The following is a 16,886-nucleotide window of genomic DNA, read 5'->3' on the forward strand; positions in this document are numbered from 1 at the left end:
GGTTCACCCGCGATTGCGTCGGTGAATTCACTATCGCAATCGCGGGTGAACCCGCTCCCACAAGTCTGATTTAAATCAGTGAGTTATGTTTTGTTCTATGAGCGCTGGTTCCTGGCACCCCTTCAGGTCCGGAACCGCCGCACCAACTGATCCAGCTCCCCCGACAACGCCGCCAGGCTCCGCGAATCCTCCCGCGCCGCCTGCGCCAGCCCGGCCACTTGCTGGGCATCCCCATGAATCTGTCCGATATGCCGCTGGATCTCCTCGGCCACCTGGTGCTGCTCCTCCGCAGCGGTGGCGATCTGGGTGTTCATGTCACGGATCACGTCCACCGACTCACGTATCTGCCCGAAGCTGTCCCGCGCCCGGCCAATGCTGCTGACGGACTGCGCCGACACATCGAGGCTGGCATGCATCTGCCCGGCCACCTGCGCCGTGCGACTCGCCAGGTTGCCCAGCAGGCCGTCGATCTCGGCGGTGGAGTCGGCGGTGCGCTTGGCCAGCGCCCGCACTTCATCGGCCACCACGGCAAACCCGCGTCCCTGCTCCCCGGCACGTGCCGCCTCGATGGCGGCGTTAAGGGCCAGCAGGTTGGTCTGCTCGGCAATCGAGCGGATGGTGCCGAGGATCGACTGGATATCGTTGCTGTCGCGCTCCAGCTGCTGGATCGACTGCGCCGATTGTTCGATCTCCTGGCTCAAGCGATCAACGCTGTGCACTGCCGCATCGATCTCCTGCTGCCCCTCCCGCGCCTGTTGCTGGCCGCTGTCGGCCGATTGCGCCGCCTGGCTGCAGGAGCGCGCCACCTCGTTGGCGGTGGCGACCATTTCATGGAAGGCCGTGGAAACCATGTCCACGGCTTCGCGCTGGCGGTTGGCGGCGTCCGCCATGTCACCGGAGACCCGGGTGGAACTGGCCGAGGTACTGAGGATCTGCGCAGCAGCAGCTCCGATGCTCTGGATCAGGCTGCGAATGGCACCGAGAAACTGGTTGAACCAGTTGGCCAACTGCGCGGTTTCGTCGCGACCACGGACGCTCAGGCTGCGGGTCAGGTCCCCTTCGCCCTGGGCAATGTCTTCGAGGCCGCTGGACACACTGTTGATCGGCCGCACGATCAGGCTCGCGAACCCCGCCCCCGCGACCGCGAAGATCGCCGCCAGCGCCAGGGCGATAACGCCGATCAACCACGTCAGGCGGGTCGTGGCCTGCATCACCTGGTCTTGCGGGATCAGCCCGATGAAGGTCCAGCCGAGCTGCGGGTCGGGGTAGACGTTGGCCATGAACGGCTTGCCGTTCAGCGTCACTTCGACCAGGCCCTCCCCTGCGCTCGCCAGCTCGGCATAGCCGGGGCCGAAACTCTGCAGCTGCTTGAAGTTATGCCCGGGGTCACGGGGGTCGACCATCACATTGCCGTTTTTCTCCACCAGCATCAGGTATCCACTCTCGCCGAGGGTGATCTGCTTGATGATCGCGGTCAGCCCGTTGAGCGAGACGTCGATATTGATCACCCCGCCCAGGCTGCCCAGCTGGTTGCTGACCGTGCGCACGGTGCTCACCAGCACGGTGTCGTCGCCCGCCCAGTAATAGGGTGCGGTGCGCACCGTCTTGCCGAGGTTGGCCATGGCCAGCTGGTACCAGGGGCGCTTGCGAGGATCGTAGTTGGACAACACTTGCCCCGGCGGCCAGCTCACATGCCCGCCGTCCGCCACGCCATAGGAAATGTAGGCGTAGTCAGGGTGGGATCTGCCCAGGCGGTCGACCATGTCCATCACGCGCTGGTCCTGCTCGCCCAGCGGCACGCTCTGGCTATGGGTCTCCTGGTACTTGTTGAGATTGGCGCCCGTGCCGAGCAGCTCGGGCTGCGTCGCCAGCAGCTCGACGTTTTGCGTGATGCCCTGGAAAAAAAGGCTCATGGCATTGCCGACCTGATGGATTTCCCGGCTGCTGCTGTCGAGGAAGCCCTGTCGCGCCTCTTCCCGCAGGTTGAGGATGACCAGGACGCTGACCAGGGCTACGGGCAAGGCGGCAATGGCGGCAAACGCGCACGTCAGTTTGTGCTTGATATTCATCGATGCTCTCTGGGTTTTTGTTTTGGGCAGAAATGAAAAAGGCCGCCAGTGTGGGAGCGGCCAGGTCTAGAGCCGGAGCTTTCGACAAAGAGACATGAAGGGTGAGCCCGCGGCCTGTGGCGGACAGCGGGCTCTGGCGAGTGGATCAGCCCAGGACCGAACCGATCACTTCATCCAGGATGGCGATGCCTTCTTCGACCTGCTCGGCCGAGATGACGCACGGTGGAACCACGTGAATCCGGTTTTCGACGATGAAAGGCAGCAGGCCGCGCTCCATCAGCCTGGCTTTCAGTTGCGCCATCTTGTCCGCCGCCAGCGGTGCACGGCTCGCCCTGTCGCTGACCAGTTCCAGCGCCCAGAACACGCCGGCACCGCGAACGTCTCCGATCGCCGGATGACGCTGCTGCAGTTCACGCAGGCGCGGCCCCAGGGTGTTGCTGCCGATTTCCAGCGCGTTTTCCACGACGCCTTCCTTGCGCATCGCATCGATGGCGGCAACGATCGAGGCCATGGCCAGCGGATGCCCGGAATAGGTCAGGCCACCCGGGAAGTAGCGGGTGTCGAAGTAGGCGCAGATCTGCTCGGAAATGATCACGCCACCGACCGGCACATAGCCGGAGTTGACGCCCTTGGCAAAGGTGATGAGGTCCGGCACCACGCCGTAGTGCTCCAGGGCGAACCACTTGCCGGTACGGCCGAAGCCGGACATCACTTCGTCGAGGATCAGCAGGATGCCGAACTCGGTCGCCAGTTCGCGCACGCCCTGCACGTAGGCGGCGGACGGCATCAGGATGCCGGCGGTGCCTGGCAGGCTCTCCAGCAGAATGGCCGCGATCGAGCCGGCACCTTCGCTCTCGATGACACGGCGCAGGTGACGCAATGCACGCTCGGTCTCTTCGGTCTCGGTCTGGGCGTTGAACTCGCTGCGGTACAGATAAGGCGTGAAGAAATGCACGTGGCCGCGGGCGTATTCGTTCGGCACGCGACGCGGATCACCGGTGGCGACGATCGCCGAGCCGGTATTGCCGTGGTAGGAGCGATAGGACGACAGCACCTTGTCGCGGCCGGTGAAAAGCCGGGCCATGCGGATCGCGTTTTCGTTGGCGTCGGCGCCGCCGTTGGTGAAGAACACCTTTTTGAAGCCCGCCGGGGCCTGCTCGATGATGCGCTTGGCGGCTTCGCCACGCATCAGGTTGGCGGTGGCCGGGGCGATGGTGGTCAGGGTCGCGGCCTGCTCCTGGATCGCCGTAATGACGGCAGGATGCTGGTGCCCCAGGTTGGTGTTGACCAACTGGCTGGAGAAGTCCAGGTAGCGCTTGCCTTCGTAGTCCCAGACGGTGCAGCCCTCCCCGCCGGCGATCACCAAGGGATTGAGCGCGCCTTGAACCGACCACGAGTGGAACACGTAGTCGCGATCAAGGCCTTTAACGTAATCGTTGCTGATTGGCATGGTGTATCGATCTCTTCGACTGGATCGGATGAAAGTGCGGGCACCAGCGTCAGCGGCGTATCTCCGTCAGAACAGACGCCAACGCTGTTGCCCGAACAAGGGATATTCCTCAGCTGTTGCTAGGGAATGCGAACTGCGCCGCCTCATGGCTGGTGCGTTTCGGCCAGCGCTGGGTGATGGCTTTCTTGCGGGTGTAGAAGCGCACGCCGTCCGGACCGTAGGCATGCAGGTCGCCGAACAGCGAACGCTTCCAGCCGCCGAAGCTGTGGTAGCTCACCGGCACCGGCAGCGGCACGTTGACGCCGACCATGCCCACTTCGATCTCGTCGCAGAACAGGCGCGCCGACTCTCCATCACGGGTGAAGATGCAGGTGCCGTTCCCGTATTCGTGGTCGTTGATCAGCTGGATCGCCGCTTCCAGGCTGTCGACGCGCACGATGCACAGCACCGGGCCGAAGATCTCTTCCTTGTAGATGCGCATTTCCGGGGAAACGCGATCGAACAGGGTACCGCCGACGAAGTAGCCGTCTTCGTTGCCCGCGACCTTGAAGCCACGGCCGTCCACGACCACCTCGGCGCCCGCAGCGACGCCGTCATCGATGTAGCCCAGGACCTTGTCACGGGCAGCAGCGGTGACCAGCGGGCCCATGTCCAGGCCACACTGGGTGCCGGCGCCGATCTTCAGGGCCTTGATCTGTGGAACCAGCTTGGCCACCAGCGCATCGGCAACCTGGTCGCCGACGCAGACGGCGACGGAGATGGCCATGCAACGCTCGCCGCAGGAACCGTAGGCCGCGCCCATCAGCGCACTGACGGCGTTGTCCAGTTCGGCATCCGGCATCAGCACGGCGTGGTTCTTCGCGCCGCCCAGCGCCTGCACGCGCTTGCCGCGCTTGGTGCCTTCGGCATAGATGTATTCGGCGATCGGGGTCGAGCCGACGAAGCTCAGGGCCTTGACTTCCGGTGCCTCGATCAGCGCGTCCACCGCCTCCTTGTCACCGTGCACCACGTTCAGCACGCCTTTCGGCAGGCCGGCTTCGTGCAGCAGTTCGGCGATCAGCAGGGTCGAGCTCGGGTCGCGCTCGGACGGCTTGAGGATGAAGCAGTTGCCGCAAGCGATGGCCAGCGGGTACATCCACAGCGGCACCATGGCCGGGAAGTTGAACGGGGTGATGCCGGCGACCACGCCGATCGGCTGCAGGTCGCTCCAGGCATCGATGTTCGGGCCGACGTTGCGGCTGTACTCGCCCTTGAGGATTTCCGGCGCGGCCGAGGCGAACTCGACGTTCTCGATGCCGCGCTTGAGTTCGCCCACGGCGTCCTCGATGGTCTTGCCGTGCTCTTCGCTGATCAGCTGGGCGATACGCTGCTCATTGGCTTCCAGCAGTTGCTTGAAGCGGAACATCACCTGGGCGCGCTTGGCCGGCGGGGTGTTGCGCCAGGCCGGGAACGCGGCCTGGGCAGAGTCGATGGCCTTCTGCACGGTGGTCCGGCTGGCCAGGCCCAGCTTGTGGATGGCCTGGCCGGTGGACGGGTTGAACACGTCGGTGGTGCGGGCGTCGTCGGCGATGTACTCGCCATGGATCAGGTGCTTGATAGTGCTCATTGGGGTTCCTCAAGGCTTGGCAGCAAGCTGTCTATATAAAAGGAAGGAGCGCTCAGTTGACGCCGTGCAGGGCTTGGCCCACGGCATCGAACAGGCGGTCCAGTTCCTGGGGTTGTGTGTTGAAGGTGGGGCCGAACTGCAGGGTGTCGCCGCCGAAGCGGACGTAGAAACCGGCTTTCCACAGGGCCATGCCCGCTTCGAACGGGCGAATGATGGCGTCGCCATCACGCGGTGCGATCTGCAGGGCGCCGGCCAGGCCGCAGTTGCGGATGTCGACGATATGTTTCGCGCCCTTCAGGCCATGGATAGCCTTTTCGAAGTGCGGCGCCAGTTCGGCGGACTGCTGGACCAGATTGTCCTTCTCCAGCAGTTCCAGGGTGGCGAGCGCGGCGGCGCAGGCCACCGGGTGGGCGGAATAGGTGTAGCCGTGGGCGAACTCGACGGCGTACTCGGGCGAGGCCTGGTACATGAAGGTGTCGTAGATCTTGCTGCTGGCGATCACCGCGCCCATGGGGATGGCGCCGTTGGTGATCTGCTTGGCGACGTTCATCAGGTCCGGGGTCACGCCGAAATACTCGGCGCCGGTCATGCAGCCCATGCGCCCGAACGCCGTGATCACTTCATCGAAGATCAGCAGGATGTCGTGCTGGTCGCAGATCTCGCGCAGTCGTTGCAGGTAGCCCTGGGGCGGCACCAGGACACCGGCCGAGCCAGACATCGGCTCGACGATGACCGCGGCGATGTTCGAGGCGTCGTGCAGTTCGATCAGTTTCAGCAGTTCATTGGCCAACGCGACGCCACCGGTTTCAGCCGCGCCCTTGGTGAAGGCCAGATCAGGCTGCAGGGTGTGGGGCAAATGGTCGACGTCCATCAGTTGACCGAACATCTTGCGATTGCCACCGATCCCGCCCAGCGACGTGCCGGCAACGTTTACCCCGTGATAACCACGGGCCCGGCCGATCAGCCTGGTCTTCTGCGGCTGGCCTTTCAGGCGCCAGTAGGCGCGGGCCATCTTTACCGCGGTATCGGCGCATTCGGAGCCGGAACCGGTGAAGAACACATGGTTGAGGTCGCCCGGCGTCAGGCTGGCGATCTTTTCCGACAGCTTGAACGAAAGCGGGTGGCCATACTGAAAGGCCGGAGAATAGTCCAGGGTCACCAACTGCCTGGCCACCGCGTCGGCAATTTCCTTGCGCGAGTGGCCCGCACCGCAGGTCCACAGCCCGGACAGGCTGTCGAACACCTGCCGGCCCTGCTCGTCCACCAGCCAATTGCCCTGGGCACCGACGATGAAGCGCGGGTCCTTGTGGAAATTGCGGTTCGACGAGAACGGCATCCAGTGGGAGTCCAACTGGAGTGCGCTGGCCAGGGAAATGCTGCTGTGCAAGGCCTGATTCATGGCGGTAGCCCTAGGGTGGGTGGATGCCAGCTAGCTTGAATCGAAGCGTCATGTAAGTTAAATCTGTATTTTCTTTCACTCGGTTATTGGATTACTCACCCATGACAAAAAAAACGCCACTGCATCAGGTCAGCGATTTCGACCTGAGGCTGCTGCGGGTATTCAAGACCGTGGCCGAATGCGGCAGCTTCTCCGGTGCCGAGAGCGTGCTGGGCATCACCCGCTCGGCCATCAGCCTGCACATGGGCGACCTGGAGAAGCGCCTCGGCATGCGCCTGTGTCAACGGGGCCGGGCGGGTTTTGCCCTCACCGACGAAGGCCGTGAAGTGCTGCGCGCCAGCGAGACCGTACTGGTGGCCATCGAGGGCTTTCGCAGTGAAGTGAACCAGATGCACCAGCAACTGCGCGGTGACCTCAACGTGGCGATCATCAACAACCTGGTGACCCAGCCGAAGATGCGCATCACCCACGCCCTCAAGGCCGTGCGCGCCGAAGGCAGCGGCGTGCGCATCAACCTGAGCATGAGCACGCCGGGGGAAATCGAGCGCGGCCTGATCGACGGGCGTCTGCACGTCGGTGCGGTGCCGCTGATCACGCCCTTGTCCGGTCTGGACTACAGCTTGCTGTACGAGGAGCGCTCGTACCTGTACTGCAGCCATGAGCATCCGTTGTTCGCCCAGGCGGCAAGCGTGACCGACGCGCAACTGGCCGAGGCCGATGCGGTGATTCCCGCGTACCGCATGACCGCCGAGGCCATCGGCCTGCACCAGTTGCTCAGCTTCGCGGCCTCGGCGACCGACCGCGAGGGCATCGCCTTCCTGATCCTGACCGGGTCCTACATCGGCTTCCTGCCGGACCACTACGCCGCGACCTGGGTGGAGAAAGGCCTGATGGTCGCACTCGATCCGGACAGGCTGCATTTCGACTCGAAGATTGCCATCGCCATGCGCAAGGGGCGGCGGCAGAACATGATTCTGGAGCGTTTCCTCAGCGAGCTGGAACTGACTGACACCCCCGCCTGAAGACCATGTAAAGCGGACCTTGTGGGAGCAGGTTCATCGGAGCGCCGAACCGCCGCGATTACGGTGGTGAATTCACTATCGCAATCGCGGGTGAACCCGCGCCCACAAAGTCCCGTGTCGCTCTCCCCCTCCCAACGCCCTCATTCACCGACCACGGTGAGCGAGGGCGTTTTTGCTTCCAAAAATTCTTTACGCCGTGTTGACAGCCCGAACAGATTCGAAATAACTTGAATGCATCGCTGCACACATCGCAGCACTCAAACAAGAACACAGCTCTGCTTCTCACTTTGCTCGTCTGTCTACAAGAACAACTCACCAGAGAGACTCAACATGGCACGGTTCCTTTCTCGCAAACTCGGTGGCAGCGTTGCCTGCCTTACCGCAGCACTGACGCTGCTGATCCAAGCCCCGGCCCAGGCCGATACCCAGACCTGGCAGAACGTGCAGAAGGCCGGCGTGCTGCGTTGCGGCGCGGCGATCGCGGCGCCTTATGTGATGCGCGATCCGGCCAGCGGACAGTACAGCGGCTACTTCGTCGACCTGTGCCGCGACTTCGCCGAGAACGTGCTGAAGGTCAAGGCCGAGTTCGTCGACACCAGCTGGGACAACCAGGTCGCCGGCATCCAGAGCGGCAAGTGGGACATGGCCATGGCCCTCAACAGCACCCCCGAGCGGGCCAAGGCCGTGGCGTTCTCGGTGCCCGCCACCGATTACCAGATCTCCCTGCTGGTCAACGAGAAGAACCCGAAGTTCGCCAGCGCCGGGACCGACCTCGCCGACTACGACAAACCCGGCGTGACCATCGCAGTGATCTCCGGCACCGCCGCCGACAAGGCCGTCTCCGGGGCGATCAAGCAAGCGAAGCTGATGCGCCTGCCCGGCTCCGATGAAACCCGCATGGCACTGATGTCCAAGCGCGCCGACATCCTCGCCGACGCCAACGACACCAATCACCTGTTCGCCATGGCCAACGGCTGGGCCAAGGAAGTGCTGCCGGTGCCAGCCCTGGCCAAGCAGGGCGTGTCGTTCGCCCTCTCGCGCGCAACACCCGCCGCCGACCTTGCCCAGCTCGACGACTACCTCACCGAGCGCCGTGCCTCGGGTGAGATCGACAAGCTGGTGGACAAGGCTTCCGCCGAGATCCTCGCGGGCCAGAAAGCCCAGTAACTCCCGCTGACCTACCGAGGGCCCCGGCCAGGAGCGCCCTCGCGGAGAAAACTGTAATGACCACACCTCATTTGGTGGCTTCCCAGCCACAGGCTTCGCTCAACCCGAATTCAGGCCTGGGCGGCAATTTCATCCAGCTTCAGGGCGTGCGCAAAGCCTATTCCGAACAGCTGGTCGTGATGGACGGGATGAACCTGGACATGCGTGCCGACGACCGCCTGGTGATCATCGGGCCGTCCGGCAGCGGCAAGAGTTCGCTGCTGCGGGTCCTGATGGGCCTGGAAGGTATCCAGGGCGGCACCATCCGTTTCCAGGGCAAACCCTACATCGATGGCAGCCGCAAACAGGGCAAGCCGCTGGACGAAGTCCTGCACAAGCAGATCGGCATGGTGTTCCAGCACTACACCCTGTTCCCGCACCTGTCGGTGCTCGGCAACCTCATCCTGGCACCGGTCAAGGTCCACGGCCTGAGCAAGGCCGACGCCACCGAGAAGGCCCGCGCCTACCTGGCCCGCCTGGGCCTGGAAAGCAAGCTGCACGCCTACCCCAGCCAGTTGTCCGGCGGCCAGAAACAGCGGGTGGCGATTGCCCGCGCCTTGATGCTCGAACCCCGGCTGATGCTGTTCGACGAAGTCACCTCGGCCCTCGACCCGGAAATGGTCATCGAGGTGCAGAACGTGATGATGCAACTGGCCGACCAGAAGATGGCGATGATCATCGTCACCCATGACATGCACTTCGCCCGCCACATCGCCACCCGCGTGGTGTTCTGCGCCAACGGCAAGGTGATCGAGCAGGGCCATCCCGAGCAGATCTTCACCCAGCCTCGGGAAGCCCGCACCCGCGAGTTCCTCGAAAAGGTCGTGCAGTTCGACTGAGGGCAATGCCATGAACTATCAATTCGATTTCCACTTTCTCAATGGCAGCCTGCCGGCCCTGCTCGACGGCCTCAAGGTGACGCTGGAACTGGCTCTGGTCTCGAACCTGATCGGCCTGACCTGCGGCTTCCTGCTGTGCCTGATGACCCTGAGCCGCTGGTTCTTCATCCGCTGGCCGGCGCAGCTGTTCATCGAGTTCTTCCGCTGCACTCCGGCGCTGCTGCAGATCGTCTGGTTCTTCTATTGCGTGCCGATGCTGTTCGACGTGTTCATCGACCCGATCGCCATGGGCTTCCTCGCCCTGGGCCTGAACCTCACCGCGTTCAACGCCGAGGCCTACCGCGCCGGTGTGCAGGCGGTACCACGGGAACACCTGGATGCGTGCATTGCCCTGGGCCTGCGCTCCTGGCAACGGACCATCTACGTGATCCTGCCGCAATCGCTGCGCAGCGCCCTGCCGGTGTTGATCACCAATGGCATCGGCACCCTGCAGCAGAGCGCGCTGGTGGCCATCGTCGCGGTCGCCGACCTGATGTATGTGGGCAAGAGCCTGGCCACCGAGGCCTACCGTCCGCTGGAAACCTACACCCTGATCGCCCTCGTCTACTTCGCCCTGTCGCTGCCCGTGGCGCAACTGGTGCAGTGGTTCGAACGGCGCCAGGAACTGGCCGGCCAGCGCTGAGGAGAGATAACCATGCCACTCGATTTCTCGGTTGTTCTGCATTACTGGCCGGTACTGCTCAAGGGCCTCGGCCTGACCCTGGCCTTCACCGCTGCCTGCGCGGTACTGGGCAGCCTGCTCGGCTTCGCGGTCAGCATGCTGCGTCAGTTGAAGACGCCGCTGATCCGCCTGCCGCTGACCCTTTACGTGGAGTTCTTCCGCGGCACACCACTGCTGATCCAGCTGTTCTGGGTGTTCTTCTGCTTCCCGGTGGTATTCGGCCTGGACATCCCGCCCTACGTGTCGGTGCTGATCGCCCTGACCCTGTTCATGGGCGCGATCACCAGCGAGACCTTCCGCGGCGCGCTCAAGTCCATCGCCAGCGAACAGCACGACGCCTGCACCGCCCTCGGTCTGGGCTCGAAGGTCAAGGTGCTCTACGTGATCTTCCCCCAGGCCCTACTGCGCGCCGTTCCGCCCCTGCTGTCGAACGTGGTCAGCCTGTTCAAGGAGAGCGCGCTGATCTCCTCGGTGGGCGTCGCCGACCTGATGTTCGTCGGCCAGAACATTTCCAACAGCACCGCGCGCCCGGTCGAGTTCCTCTCGGCCGTGGCCGTCATCTACTTCCTCGTGGCCTTCCCGCTGACCCGTCTGGTCGGCGTGGTCGAAGGGCGCCTGCTGCGCCGCTACGCCTACTGACCCACCCTTAACCAACCCGGAGAATCACCGATGAAACTGAAAGGTATCCTGCCTGCCCTGGTCACCCCGTTCGACGCCGCCGGCAAGGTCGACCACGACACCCTCGCCTCGGTCATCGAGCATCAACTGGCCGCTGGCGTCAGCGGTTTCGTGCCGCTGGGCTCGACCGGCGAGTACTACGCCCTGGCCAACGACGAACGTCGCCAGATCCTCGCCACCGTCAAGGAAGTGGTCGGCGACCGCGGCCTGCTGATTGCCGGTGCCAATGGATCGTGCACCCGTGAAGTGCTGGAGCAGGTCAAGCAGACCGTCGACGCCGGCTACACCAACCTGCTGATCGCCCCGCCGTACTACGCGCTGCCGTCCCAGGAAGAACTGCTGGCCCACTACAACACCATTCTCGAGACCTTCCCCGAGATCAACGTGGTGCTCTACAACTACCCGGTGCGTACCAACGTCGAAGTCGGCCTGGACGTGATCGCCGCGCTGCACCAGCACCCGCGCGTGATCGGCATCAAGGAAAGCAGCGGCAACCTGCTGCGCGCCATCGAGATCGGCGAGAAGTACAAGGGCGTCCAGCTGTCCTGCGGCTCCGACGACCAGGCCCTGGACTTCTACCTGTGGGGCGCCGACAGCTGGATCTGTGGCCCGGCCAACATCTTCCCGGAGAAGGTCGTGGCCTTCCACAAGGCCTTCACCGCCGGCGACATCCGTGGCGCCCAGGAAGTCATGCGCAGCCTGTTCCCGGCCATGGCCAACCTGGAAAGCGGCAAGTTCGTGCAGAAGGTCAAGTACGGCGCCGAGCTGGCCGGCTTCAAGGTCGGCCCGGCCCGCGCCCCGCTGCTGCCGCTGACCGATGACGAGAAGGCCGAGTTCCGCAAGGTGTTCGAAGCGTCGCAGGCGTGATTAATATCGCAGCACGGACAACTCCTTGATGTAACACGGACCTGTGGGAGCGGGTTTACCCGCGATTACGATAGTGGACTCGCTGCAGCAATCGCGGGTGAACCCGCTCCCACAGGGCCCGCGTCAAACTGGAGAGCCTTGCTCCCTTCACTACTTTCAATCCGGCCTTCTTACTTTCCGAGCATTGCACCCATGAACAACCCGCAAACGTCATCGCAACACGCAGTGGTCATCGGTGGCGGCATCGTCGGCGTGTGCTGTGCGCTGTACCTGCAGCGCGACGGCCATCGGGTCACCCTCATCGATCCGGCCGCGCCCGGCGACAGCACGGCCAAATGGAGCTGTGGCCAGATGGCGGTGAGCGAAGTCATCCCGCTGTCCAAGCCCGGCATCCTGATGAAGATCCCCGGCTGGCTGCTGGACCAGAAAGGCCCCCTGGCCCTGCGCCCCAGCGCACTGCCGGGCATCCTGCCGTGGTTCATGCGCTTCCTGGCCTGCGCCCGTCCCTCGAAGATCAACGAGATCGCCCAGGACATGGCGCGCCTGACCCAGCATGTCTACGAAGACTATGCCCCGCTGCTCGACGCTTGCCCCGACAAGACCCTGCTAGGCCAGCGCCCCGTGCTGGAAGTGTTCGACACGCCGGCCGGCCTGGCACATGAACGCCCGCACCTGGAACTGCGCAAGCAGCTGGGCTTCCGTTCCCAGGAGCTCGATGGCGCGGAAATTTCCGATCTGGAGCCGGCACTGGCCGGCAAGTTCCAGCACGGCCTGATGTTCCCGGACTGGCGTGCCGTCAACGACACCGAAGGCTTTATCGCCGCCCTCACCGAGAGCTTCGTGGCCCAGGGCGGCATCCGTGTCCGCCAGCGCGTGACGAAGATCGACGAACACCACGACAAGGCGACCGGCGTCACCCTGGAAGACGGCGTCCGCGTGCCGGCCGACCTGCTGGTGGTCGCAGCGGGCACCGGTGCGCGTCCGTTCTTCGACAGCCTGGGGGTCAATATTCCCCTGGCCGGCATCGCCGGTTACCAGGCCGTACTGCCACAACCCGGCGTGGAAATTCGCCACTCGGTGATCTATGCCGACGGCGGTTTCTGCTTCGCCCCGATGACCCGCGGCCTGCAGATCGGCGGCACCATCGAGTTCGCAGGTCCCAATGCCGAGCCCAATTTCAAGCGTGCCGAAATCATCATGGAAAAGGCCCGCCGCGTATTGCCGCAACTGAACACCCAAGGCATGGAATTCGGCGTCGGCTATCGCCCGTTCCTGCCCGACACCAAACCGGTGATCGATCGTTCGCCACGCCTTAAGAACGCCATCCTGGCCTTCGGTCACGGCCAGCTCGGCCTCACCCTTGGCGCCACCACCGGCCGCCTGGTCAGCGACCTCGCTGGCGGCCGCGCGCCCACCCAGAACCTTTCCGCATTCAGTGCCCGACGCTTCGCCGTCCTTGGAGGAAACGCATGAACCGCTACGACCAGTTCTACATCAACGGCCAGTGGGTCAGCCCGATCAACGGTGGCAGCTTCGACTCGTTCGACCCCAGCGATGAAAGCCTGATCGCCACCGTGGCCTCCGGCTGCGCCGCCGACATCGACGTCGCGGTCAAGGCCGCCCGCGCCGCCTTCGACGAAGGCCCATGGCCGCGCCTGAGCGGTGCCGAGCGCGGCGCCTACCTGCGCAAGATCGCCGACGGCATCCGTGCCCGCCAGGAAGAACTGGCCGAACTGGAAGTGCGCGACAACGGCAAGCCGTTCCCCGAAGCGATGTGGGACATCGGTGACACCGCCGGCTGCTTCGACTTCTACGCCAACCTGGCCGAGGAACTGGACCGCTTCCGCGAGAAGGACGTGGCCCTGGCCGACGACCGCTTCAGCTCGGTGGCCCGCAAGGAGCCGATCGGCGTGGCCGGCGCCATCGTGCCGTGGAATTTCCCGATGCTGATGGCTTCGTGGAAGATCGCCCCGGCGCTGGCCGCCGGTTGCAGCATCATCCTCAAGCCGGCCGAGCAGACCTCGCTGACCGCCCTGGAGCTGGCGCGCATCGCCGATGAAGCCGGCCTGCCGCCAGGCGTGCTGAACATCGTCACCGGCCCCGGCTCGAAAGTCGGCGCCGCACTCACCGCACACCCGGGTGTCGACAAGCTGGCCTTCACCGGCAGCGTGCCGGTGGGCAGCCGGATCATGCAGGCGGCCGCCCAGGACATCAAGAACGTGACCCTGGAACTGGGCGGCAAGTCGCCGTTCGTGATCTTCGCCGACAGCGATATCGAACAGGCGGTCGAGTGGATCATGTTCGGCATCTTCTGGAACAAGGGTGAAGTCTGTTCCGCCACCTCGCGCATCCTGGTCGAGCGCAGCGCCTACGAGCCGCTGCTCAAGCGTCTGGCCGAGGAAACCCGCAAGATCAAGATCGGCAACGGCATGGAGGAAGGCGTGCTGCTCGGCCCGCTGGTCAACCGCAACCAGTACGACGGCACCCTCAAGGCCATCGCCAGCGGCCTGGAAGCCGGTGCCCGCCTGGTCTGCGGCGGCGAGCGCCCGGCGCATCTGGACAAGGGCTTCTACCTGCAACCCACGGTGTTCGCCGACGTGCCGGAAGACAGTTGGATCTGGAACGAAGAGATCTTCGGCCCGGTGGTGTGCATCCGTCCGTTCGACAGCGAGGAAGAAGCGGTAAAATCCGCCAACAACTCGCGCTTCGGCCTCGGCGCCGCGGTGATGTCCAAGGACCTGGAGCGCTGCGAGCGGGTCGCCCGCAAGTTCCGCGCCGGCATCGTCTGGATCAACTGCTCGCAGCCGACCTTCACCGAAGCGCCGTGGGGCGGCTACAAGCAGAGCGGCATCGGCCGCGAGCTGGGCGAATGGGGCCTGAACAACTACCTCGAAACCAAGCAGATCACCCGCTACAACACCGATCAGCCCTGGGGCTGGTACATCAAGTGAGGTAATACCCATGCGTTGGAAACAGACGCTTCAGCTCGCTGAGGTGCACTGCGAAGGCGAGATCGGCAAGGTCATCACCGGCGGCGTCCTGGGCATCCCGGGCGCCACCATGCTGGACAAGATGAACTACATAAACGAGGTCGATGACAGCCTGCGCCGCCTGGTGACCCTGGAGCCGCGCGGCTGCCTGCAGATGTCGGTGAACCTGCTGCTGCCGCCGACCCGGCCCGAGGCCCACGCCGGCTTTATCGTGCTGCAGGCGGACAAGGCGCACCCGATGTCGGGCAGCAACTGCATCTGCGTGGTCACTGCCCTGCTGGAACTGGGCATGGTGCCGATGCAGGAGCCGGAGACCACGGTGGTACTGGATACACCGGCCGGACTGATCACCGCCCGCGCCGTGTGTGCCGACGGGCGTTGCGTCAGCGTGTCGCTGGACATGGTCCCGGCCTTCGTCGAGCACCTGGACCTGGTGATCGAGACCGAGGCGTTCGGCGCCATCAAGGTCGACGTGGCCTTCGGGGGCGTGTACTACGCGCTGATCGATGTCGAGCAGACCGGCTTGAGCATTGCCCCGGAGAACGCCCGGATCCTGGCCGATGCCGGCGTGGCCCTGAAGGACGTGATCAATCGCCAGTTGAGCATCCAGCACCCGTTGCTGCCGTCGGTCAACGAGGTGGCCTACGTGATGTTCCGCAACCGCCTCGACGAGCGCACCTACCAGACCTGCACGACCCTGCCCCCCGGCCGGGTCGACCGCTCGCCCTGCGGCACCGGCAGCTCGGCGAACCTCGCCACGCTGGCGGCCCGCGGGCGGGTGCAGGCGGGCGATCAGCTGGTGTCGCGCTCGACCATCGGCGGCCAGTTCCAGGTCACCCTGCTTGGCCACACCGAAGTAGGCGGGAAACCGGCGGTGTTGCCTCGGGTAACCGGGCGCGCATGGCTCTACGGCCTGCAGCAGCTGGGCGTGGACCCGGATGATCCGCTCGCGGCGGGCTTCATGCTCAGCGACACCTGGGGTGTAGGCCCCAGCCAGTAACAGCCAACGGCCGTGCCTGTTTCCAGCCACGGCCGTTGTCTTGACGACACAGCGGCAACCCAAGCCCCGGATGGCCAGCGATTGACGCAGGACGCGTCTTCCTCCCATGCTCCGGGTCGCACATAAAAGAAGGCGGGCCTGTATGATGCCGGCCAGACCAACCGGGACCTGATGATGGCAAAAGATAACGACACTGAAAGCGGCCCTCGTCGCCATAGCGGACGCTACATCTATGAAGAGCTGCGCAAGCAGATCCTCACCCTCAAGCTCAAGCCGGGGGTACAGCTCGACGAGGTCTCCCTGGCCGCCCAGTTCGGATTGTCCCGGTCGCCTGTCCGTGATGCCCTGGCCCGCCTGATCACCGAGGGCCTGGTGGTCATCCTGCCGAACCGCACCACCTTGGTGACGCCGTTCGAGATCGAGGAGTTTCCCAACTATATTTCTGCCCTGGACCTGATCCAGCGTGCGGTCACCCGCCTTGCCGCCACCCAGCACCGGGCGGAAGACCTCGAAGCCATTCGCAAGGCCGACGCGGACTACCTGAACGCGGTGACCAGCGGCGATTTCCAGGCCATGTCCGAGTTGAACAAGGCCTTCCACATGGCCATCGCCCATGCCGGACGCAACCCCTACTTCATCAACTATTACGAGCGCCTGCTCGGTGAGGGGCAGCGCCTGCTGCACCTGCATTTCGACCATGTCGTCAGCTCCGCCAGCACCCATCGCCTGGGACGCGACCACGACGAGATGATCGAAGCCATCGCCTCCCGCGACGCCGATGCCGCCGAAGCTGCGGCCCATGAACACACCATGCTGTTCCAGCGGCGCTTCCTCGACTACATGCAGCAGAACCTTACGGCCCGCATGTCGATCGCCTGATAGAGCCAGCACCCAACCCATTGCTTCTCGCGGACCCTGTGGGAGCGGGTTTACCGGAACGCCGGACCGCCGCGATTGCGTCAGTGAATTCACTATCGCAATCGCGGGTAAACCCGCTCCCACAAGGTCTGCGCTTCACTTGACCGAGATGTATGGCAAT

At 64.4% G+C, this 16,886-nt stretch carries 14 protein-coding genes; 10 read left to right on the top strand and 4 right to left on the bottom strand.

The features are described from left to right. Positions 1 to 122: 122 nt before the first annotated feature. From V0R59_RS30795 to V0R59_RS30810, 4 genes are all read right to left on the bottom strand, one after another. Positions 123 to 2,069, bottom strand: a complete 1,947-nt coding sequence (locus V0R59_RS30795) for a methyl-accepting chemotaxis protein (RefSeq protein ID WP_330078275.1) — start codon at positions 2,067 to 2,069, stop codon at positions 123 to 125. Positions 2,070 to 2,214: 145 nt separating this feature from the next. Next, positions 2,215 to 3,519, bottom strand: coding sequence for an aspartate aminotransferase family protein (locus tag V0R59_RS30800; RefSeq protein WP_330078276.1), 1,305 nt, complete (start codon positions 3,517 to 3,519; stop codon positions 2,215 to 2,217). Between the two features lie 109 nt (positions 3,520 to 3,628). Next, positions 3,629 to 5,125, bottom strand: coding sequence for a CoA-acylating methylmalonate-semialdehyde dehydrogenase (locus V0R59_RS30805; RefSeq protein WP_330078277.1), 1,497 nt, complete (start codon positions 5,123 to 5,125; stop codon positions 3,629 to 3,631). A gap of 52 nt (positions 5,126 to 5,177) precedes the next feature. Beyond that, on the bottom strand, positions 5,178 to 6,524 hold the full coding sequence (locus V0R59_RS30810; protein ID WP_330078278.1) for an aspartate aminotransferase family protein: 1,347 nt from the start codon (positions 6,522 to 6,524) through the stop codon (positions 5,178 to 5,180). 101 nt (positions 6,525 to 6,625) lie between these two features. On the opposite strand from V0R59_RS30810, the gene V0R59_RS30815 reads away from it, so the two are divergent. From V0R59_RS30815 to V0R59_RS30860, 10 genes are all read left to right on the top strand, one after another. Beyond that, positions 6,626 to 7,546, top strand: a complete 921-nt coding sequence (locus V0R59_RS30815; RefSeq protein WP_330078279.1) for a LysR family transcriptional regulator — start codon at positions 6,626 to 6,628, stop codon at positions 7,544 to 7,546. 330 nt (positions 7,547 to 7,876) lie between these two features. Continuing rightward, entirely contained in the window at positions 7,877 to 8,713 is an 837-nt protein-coding gene (locus V0R59_RS30820) for a substrate-binding periplasmic protein (RefSeq protein ID WP_330078280.1), read from the top strand. A gap of 56 nt (positions 8,714 to 8,769) precedes the next feature. Beyond that, on the top strand, positions 8,770 to 9,591 hold the full coding sequence (locus V0R59_RS30825; RefSeq protein WP_330078281.1) for an amino acid ABC transporter ATP-binding protein: 822 nt from the start codon (positions 8,770 to 8,772) through the stop codon (positions 9,589 to 9,591). Between the two features lie 10 nt (positions 9,592 to 9,601). After that, positions 9,602 to 10,273 carry an amino acid ABC transporter permease gene (locus V0R59_RS30830; protein WP_330078282.1) on the top strand — a complete coding sequence of 224 codons (672 nt, stop codon included), beginning with the start codon at positions 9,602 to 9,604 and terminating at the stop codon, positions 10,271 to 10,273. Positions 10,274 to 10,285: 12 nt separating this feature from the next. Beyond that, positions 10,286 to 10,951, top strand: a complete 666-nt coding sequence (locus V0R59_RS30835; RefSeq protein WP_330078283.1) for an amino acid ABC transporter permease — start codon at positions 10,286 to 10,288, stop codon at positions 10,949 to 10,951. Between the two features lie 30 nt (positions 10,952 to 10,981). Continuing rightward, positions 10,982 to 11,857, top strand: coding sequence for a dihydrodipicolinate synthase family protein (locus V0R59_RS30840; protein WP_330078284.1), 876 nt, complete (start codon positions 10,982 to 10,984; stop codon positions 11,855 to 11,857). A gap of 192 nt (positions 11,858 to 12,049) precedes the next feature. Then, complete coding sequence (locus V0R59_RS30845) at positions 12,050 to 13,330, top strand: NAD(P)/FAD-dependent oxidoreductase (RefSeq protein WP_330078285.1); 1,281 nt, start codon at positions 12,050 to 12,052, stop codon at positions 13,328 to 13,330. Further along, a complete protein-coding gene (locus V0R59_RS30850) occupies positions 13,327 to 14,808 on the top strand; it encodes an aldehyde dehydrogenase family protein (protein WP_330078286.1) in 1,482 nt (493 codons plus the stop codon). Before V0R59_RS30845 ends, V0R59_RS30850 begins: the two co-directional genes overlap by 4 nt. A gap of 10 nt (positions 14,809 to 14,818) precedes the next feature. Beyond that, positions 14,819 to 15,847, top strand: a complete 1,029-nt coding sequence (locus V0R59_RS30855) for a proline racemase family protein (RefSeq protein ID WP_330078287.1) — start codon at positions 14,819 to 14,821, stop codon at positions 15,845 to 15,847. Positions 15,848 to 16,021: 174 nt separating this feature from the next. Beyond that, a complete protein-coding gene (locus V0R59_RS30860; protein WP_330078288.1) occupies positions 16,022 to 16,726 on the top strand; it encodes a GntR family transcriptional regulator in 705 nt (234 codons plus the stop codon). The last annotated feature ends 160 nt before the right edge of the window (positions 16,727 to 16,886 follow it).

The organism is Pseudomonas ulcerans (assembly GCF_036324125.1).
In the GTDB taxonomy this organism is placed as follows: domain Bacteria; phylum Pseudomonadota; class Gammaproteobacteria; order Pseudomonadales; family Pseudomonadaceae; genus Aquipseudomonas; species Aquipseudomonas ulcerans.

Excerpts from the sequence above, each read along its gene's own strand:
- V0R59_RS30795 (WP_330078275.1), bottom strand. The coding sequence starts at position 2,069 with ATGAATATCAAGCACAAACTGACGTGCGCGTTTGCCGCCATTGCCGCC.
- V0R59_RS30800 (WP_330078276.1), bottom strand. The coding sequence starts at position 3,519 with ATGCCAATCAGCAACGATTACGTTAAAGGCCTTGATCGCGACTACGTG.
- V0R59_RS30805 (WP_330078277.1), bottom strand. The coding sequence starts at position 5,125 with ATGAGCACTATCAAGCACCTGATCCATGGCGAGTACATCGCCGACGAC.
- V0R59_RS30810 (WP_330078278.1), bottom strand. The coding sequence starts at position 6,524 with ATGAATCAGGCCTTGCACAGCAGCATTTCCCTGGCCAGCGCACTCCAG.
- V0R59_RS30815 (WP_330078279.1), top strand. The coding sequence starts at position 6,626 with ATGACAAAAAAAACGCCACTGCATCAGGTCAGCGATTTCGACCTGAGG.
- V0R59_RS30820 (WP_330078280.1), top strand. The coding sequence starts at position 7,877 with ATGGCACGGTTCCTTTCTCGCAAACTCGGTGGCAGCGTTGCCTGCCTT.
- V0R59_RS30825 (WP_330078281.1), top strand. The coding sequence starts at position 8,770 with ATGACCACACCTCATTTGGTGGCTTCCCAGCCACAGGCTTCGCTCAAC.
- V0R59_RS30830 (WP_330078282.1), top strand. The coding sequence starts at position 9,602 with ATGAACTATCAATTCGATTTCCACTTTCTCAATGGCAGCCTGCCGGCC.
- V0R59_RS30835 (WP_330078283.1), top strand. The coding sequence starts at position 10,286 with ATGCCACTCGATTTCTCGGTTGTTCTGCATTACTGGCCGGTACTGCTC.
- V0R59_RS30840 (WP_330078284.1), top strand. The coding sequence starts at position 10,982 with ATGAAACTGAAAGGTATCCTGCCTGCCCTGGTCACCCCGTTCGACGCC.
- V0R59_RS30845 (WP_330078285.1), top strand. The coding sequence starts at position 12,050 with ATGAACAACCCGCAAACGTCATCGCAACACGCAGTGGTCATCGGTGGC.
- V0R59_RS30850 (WP_330078286.1), top strand. The coding sequence starts at position 13,327 with ATGAACCGCTACGACCAGTTCTACATCAACGGCCAGTGGGTCAGCCCG.
- V0R59_RS30855 (WP_330078287.1), top strand. The coding sequence starts at position 14,819 with ATGCGTTGGAAACAGACGCTTCAGCTCGCTGAGGTGCACTGCGAAGGC.
- V0R59_RS30860 (WP_330078288.1), top strand. The coding sequence starts at position 16,022 with ATGGCAAAAGATAACGACACTGAAAGCGGCCCTCGTCGCCATAGCGGA.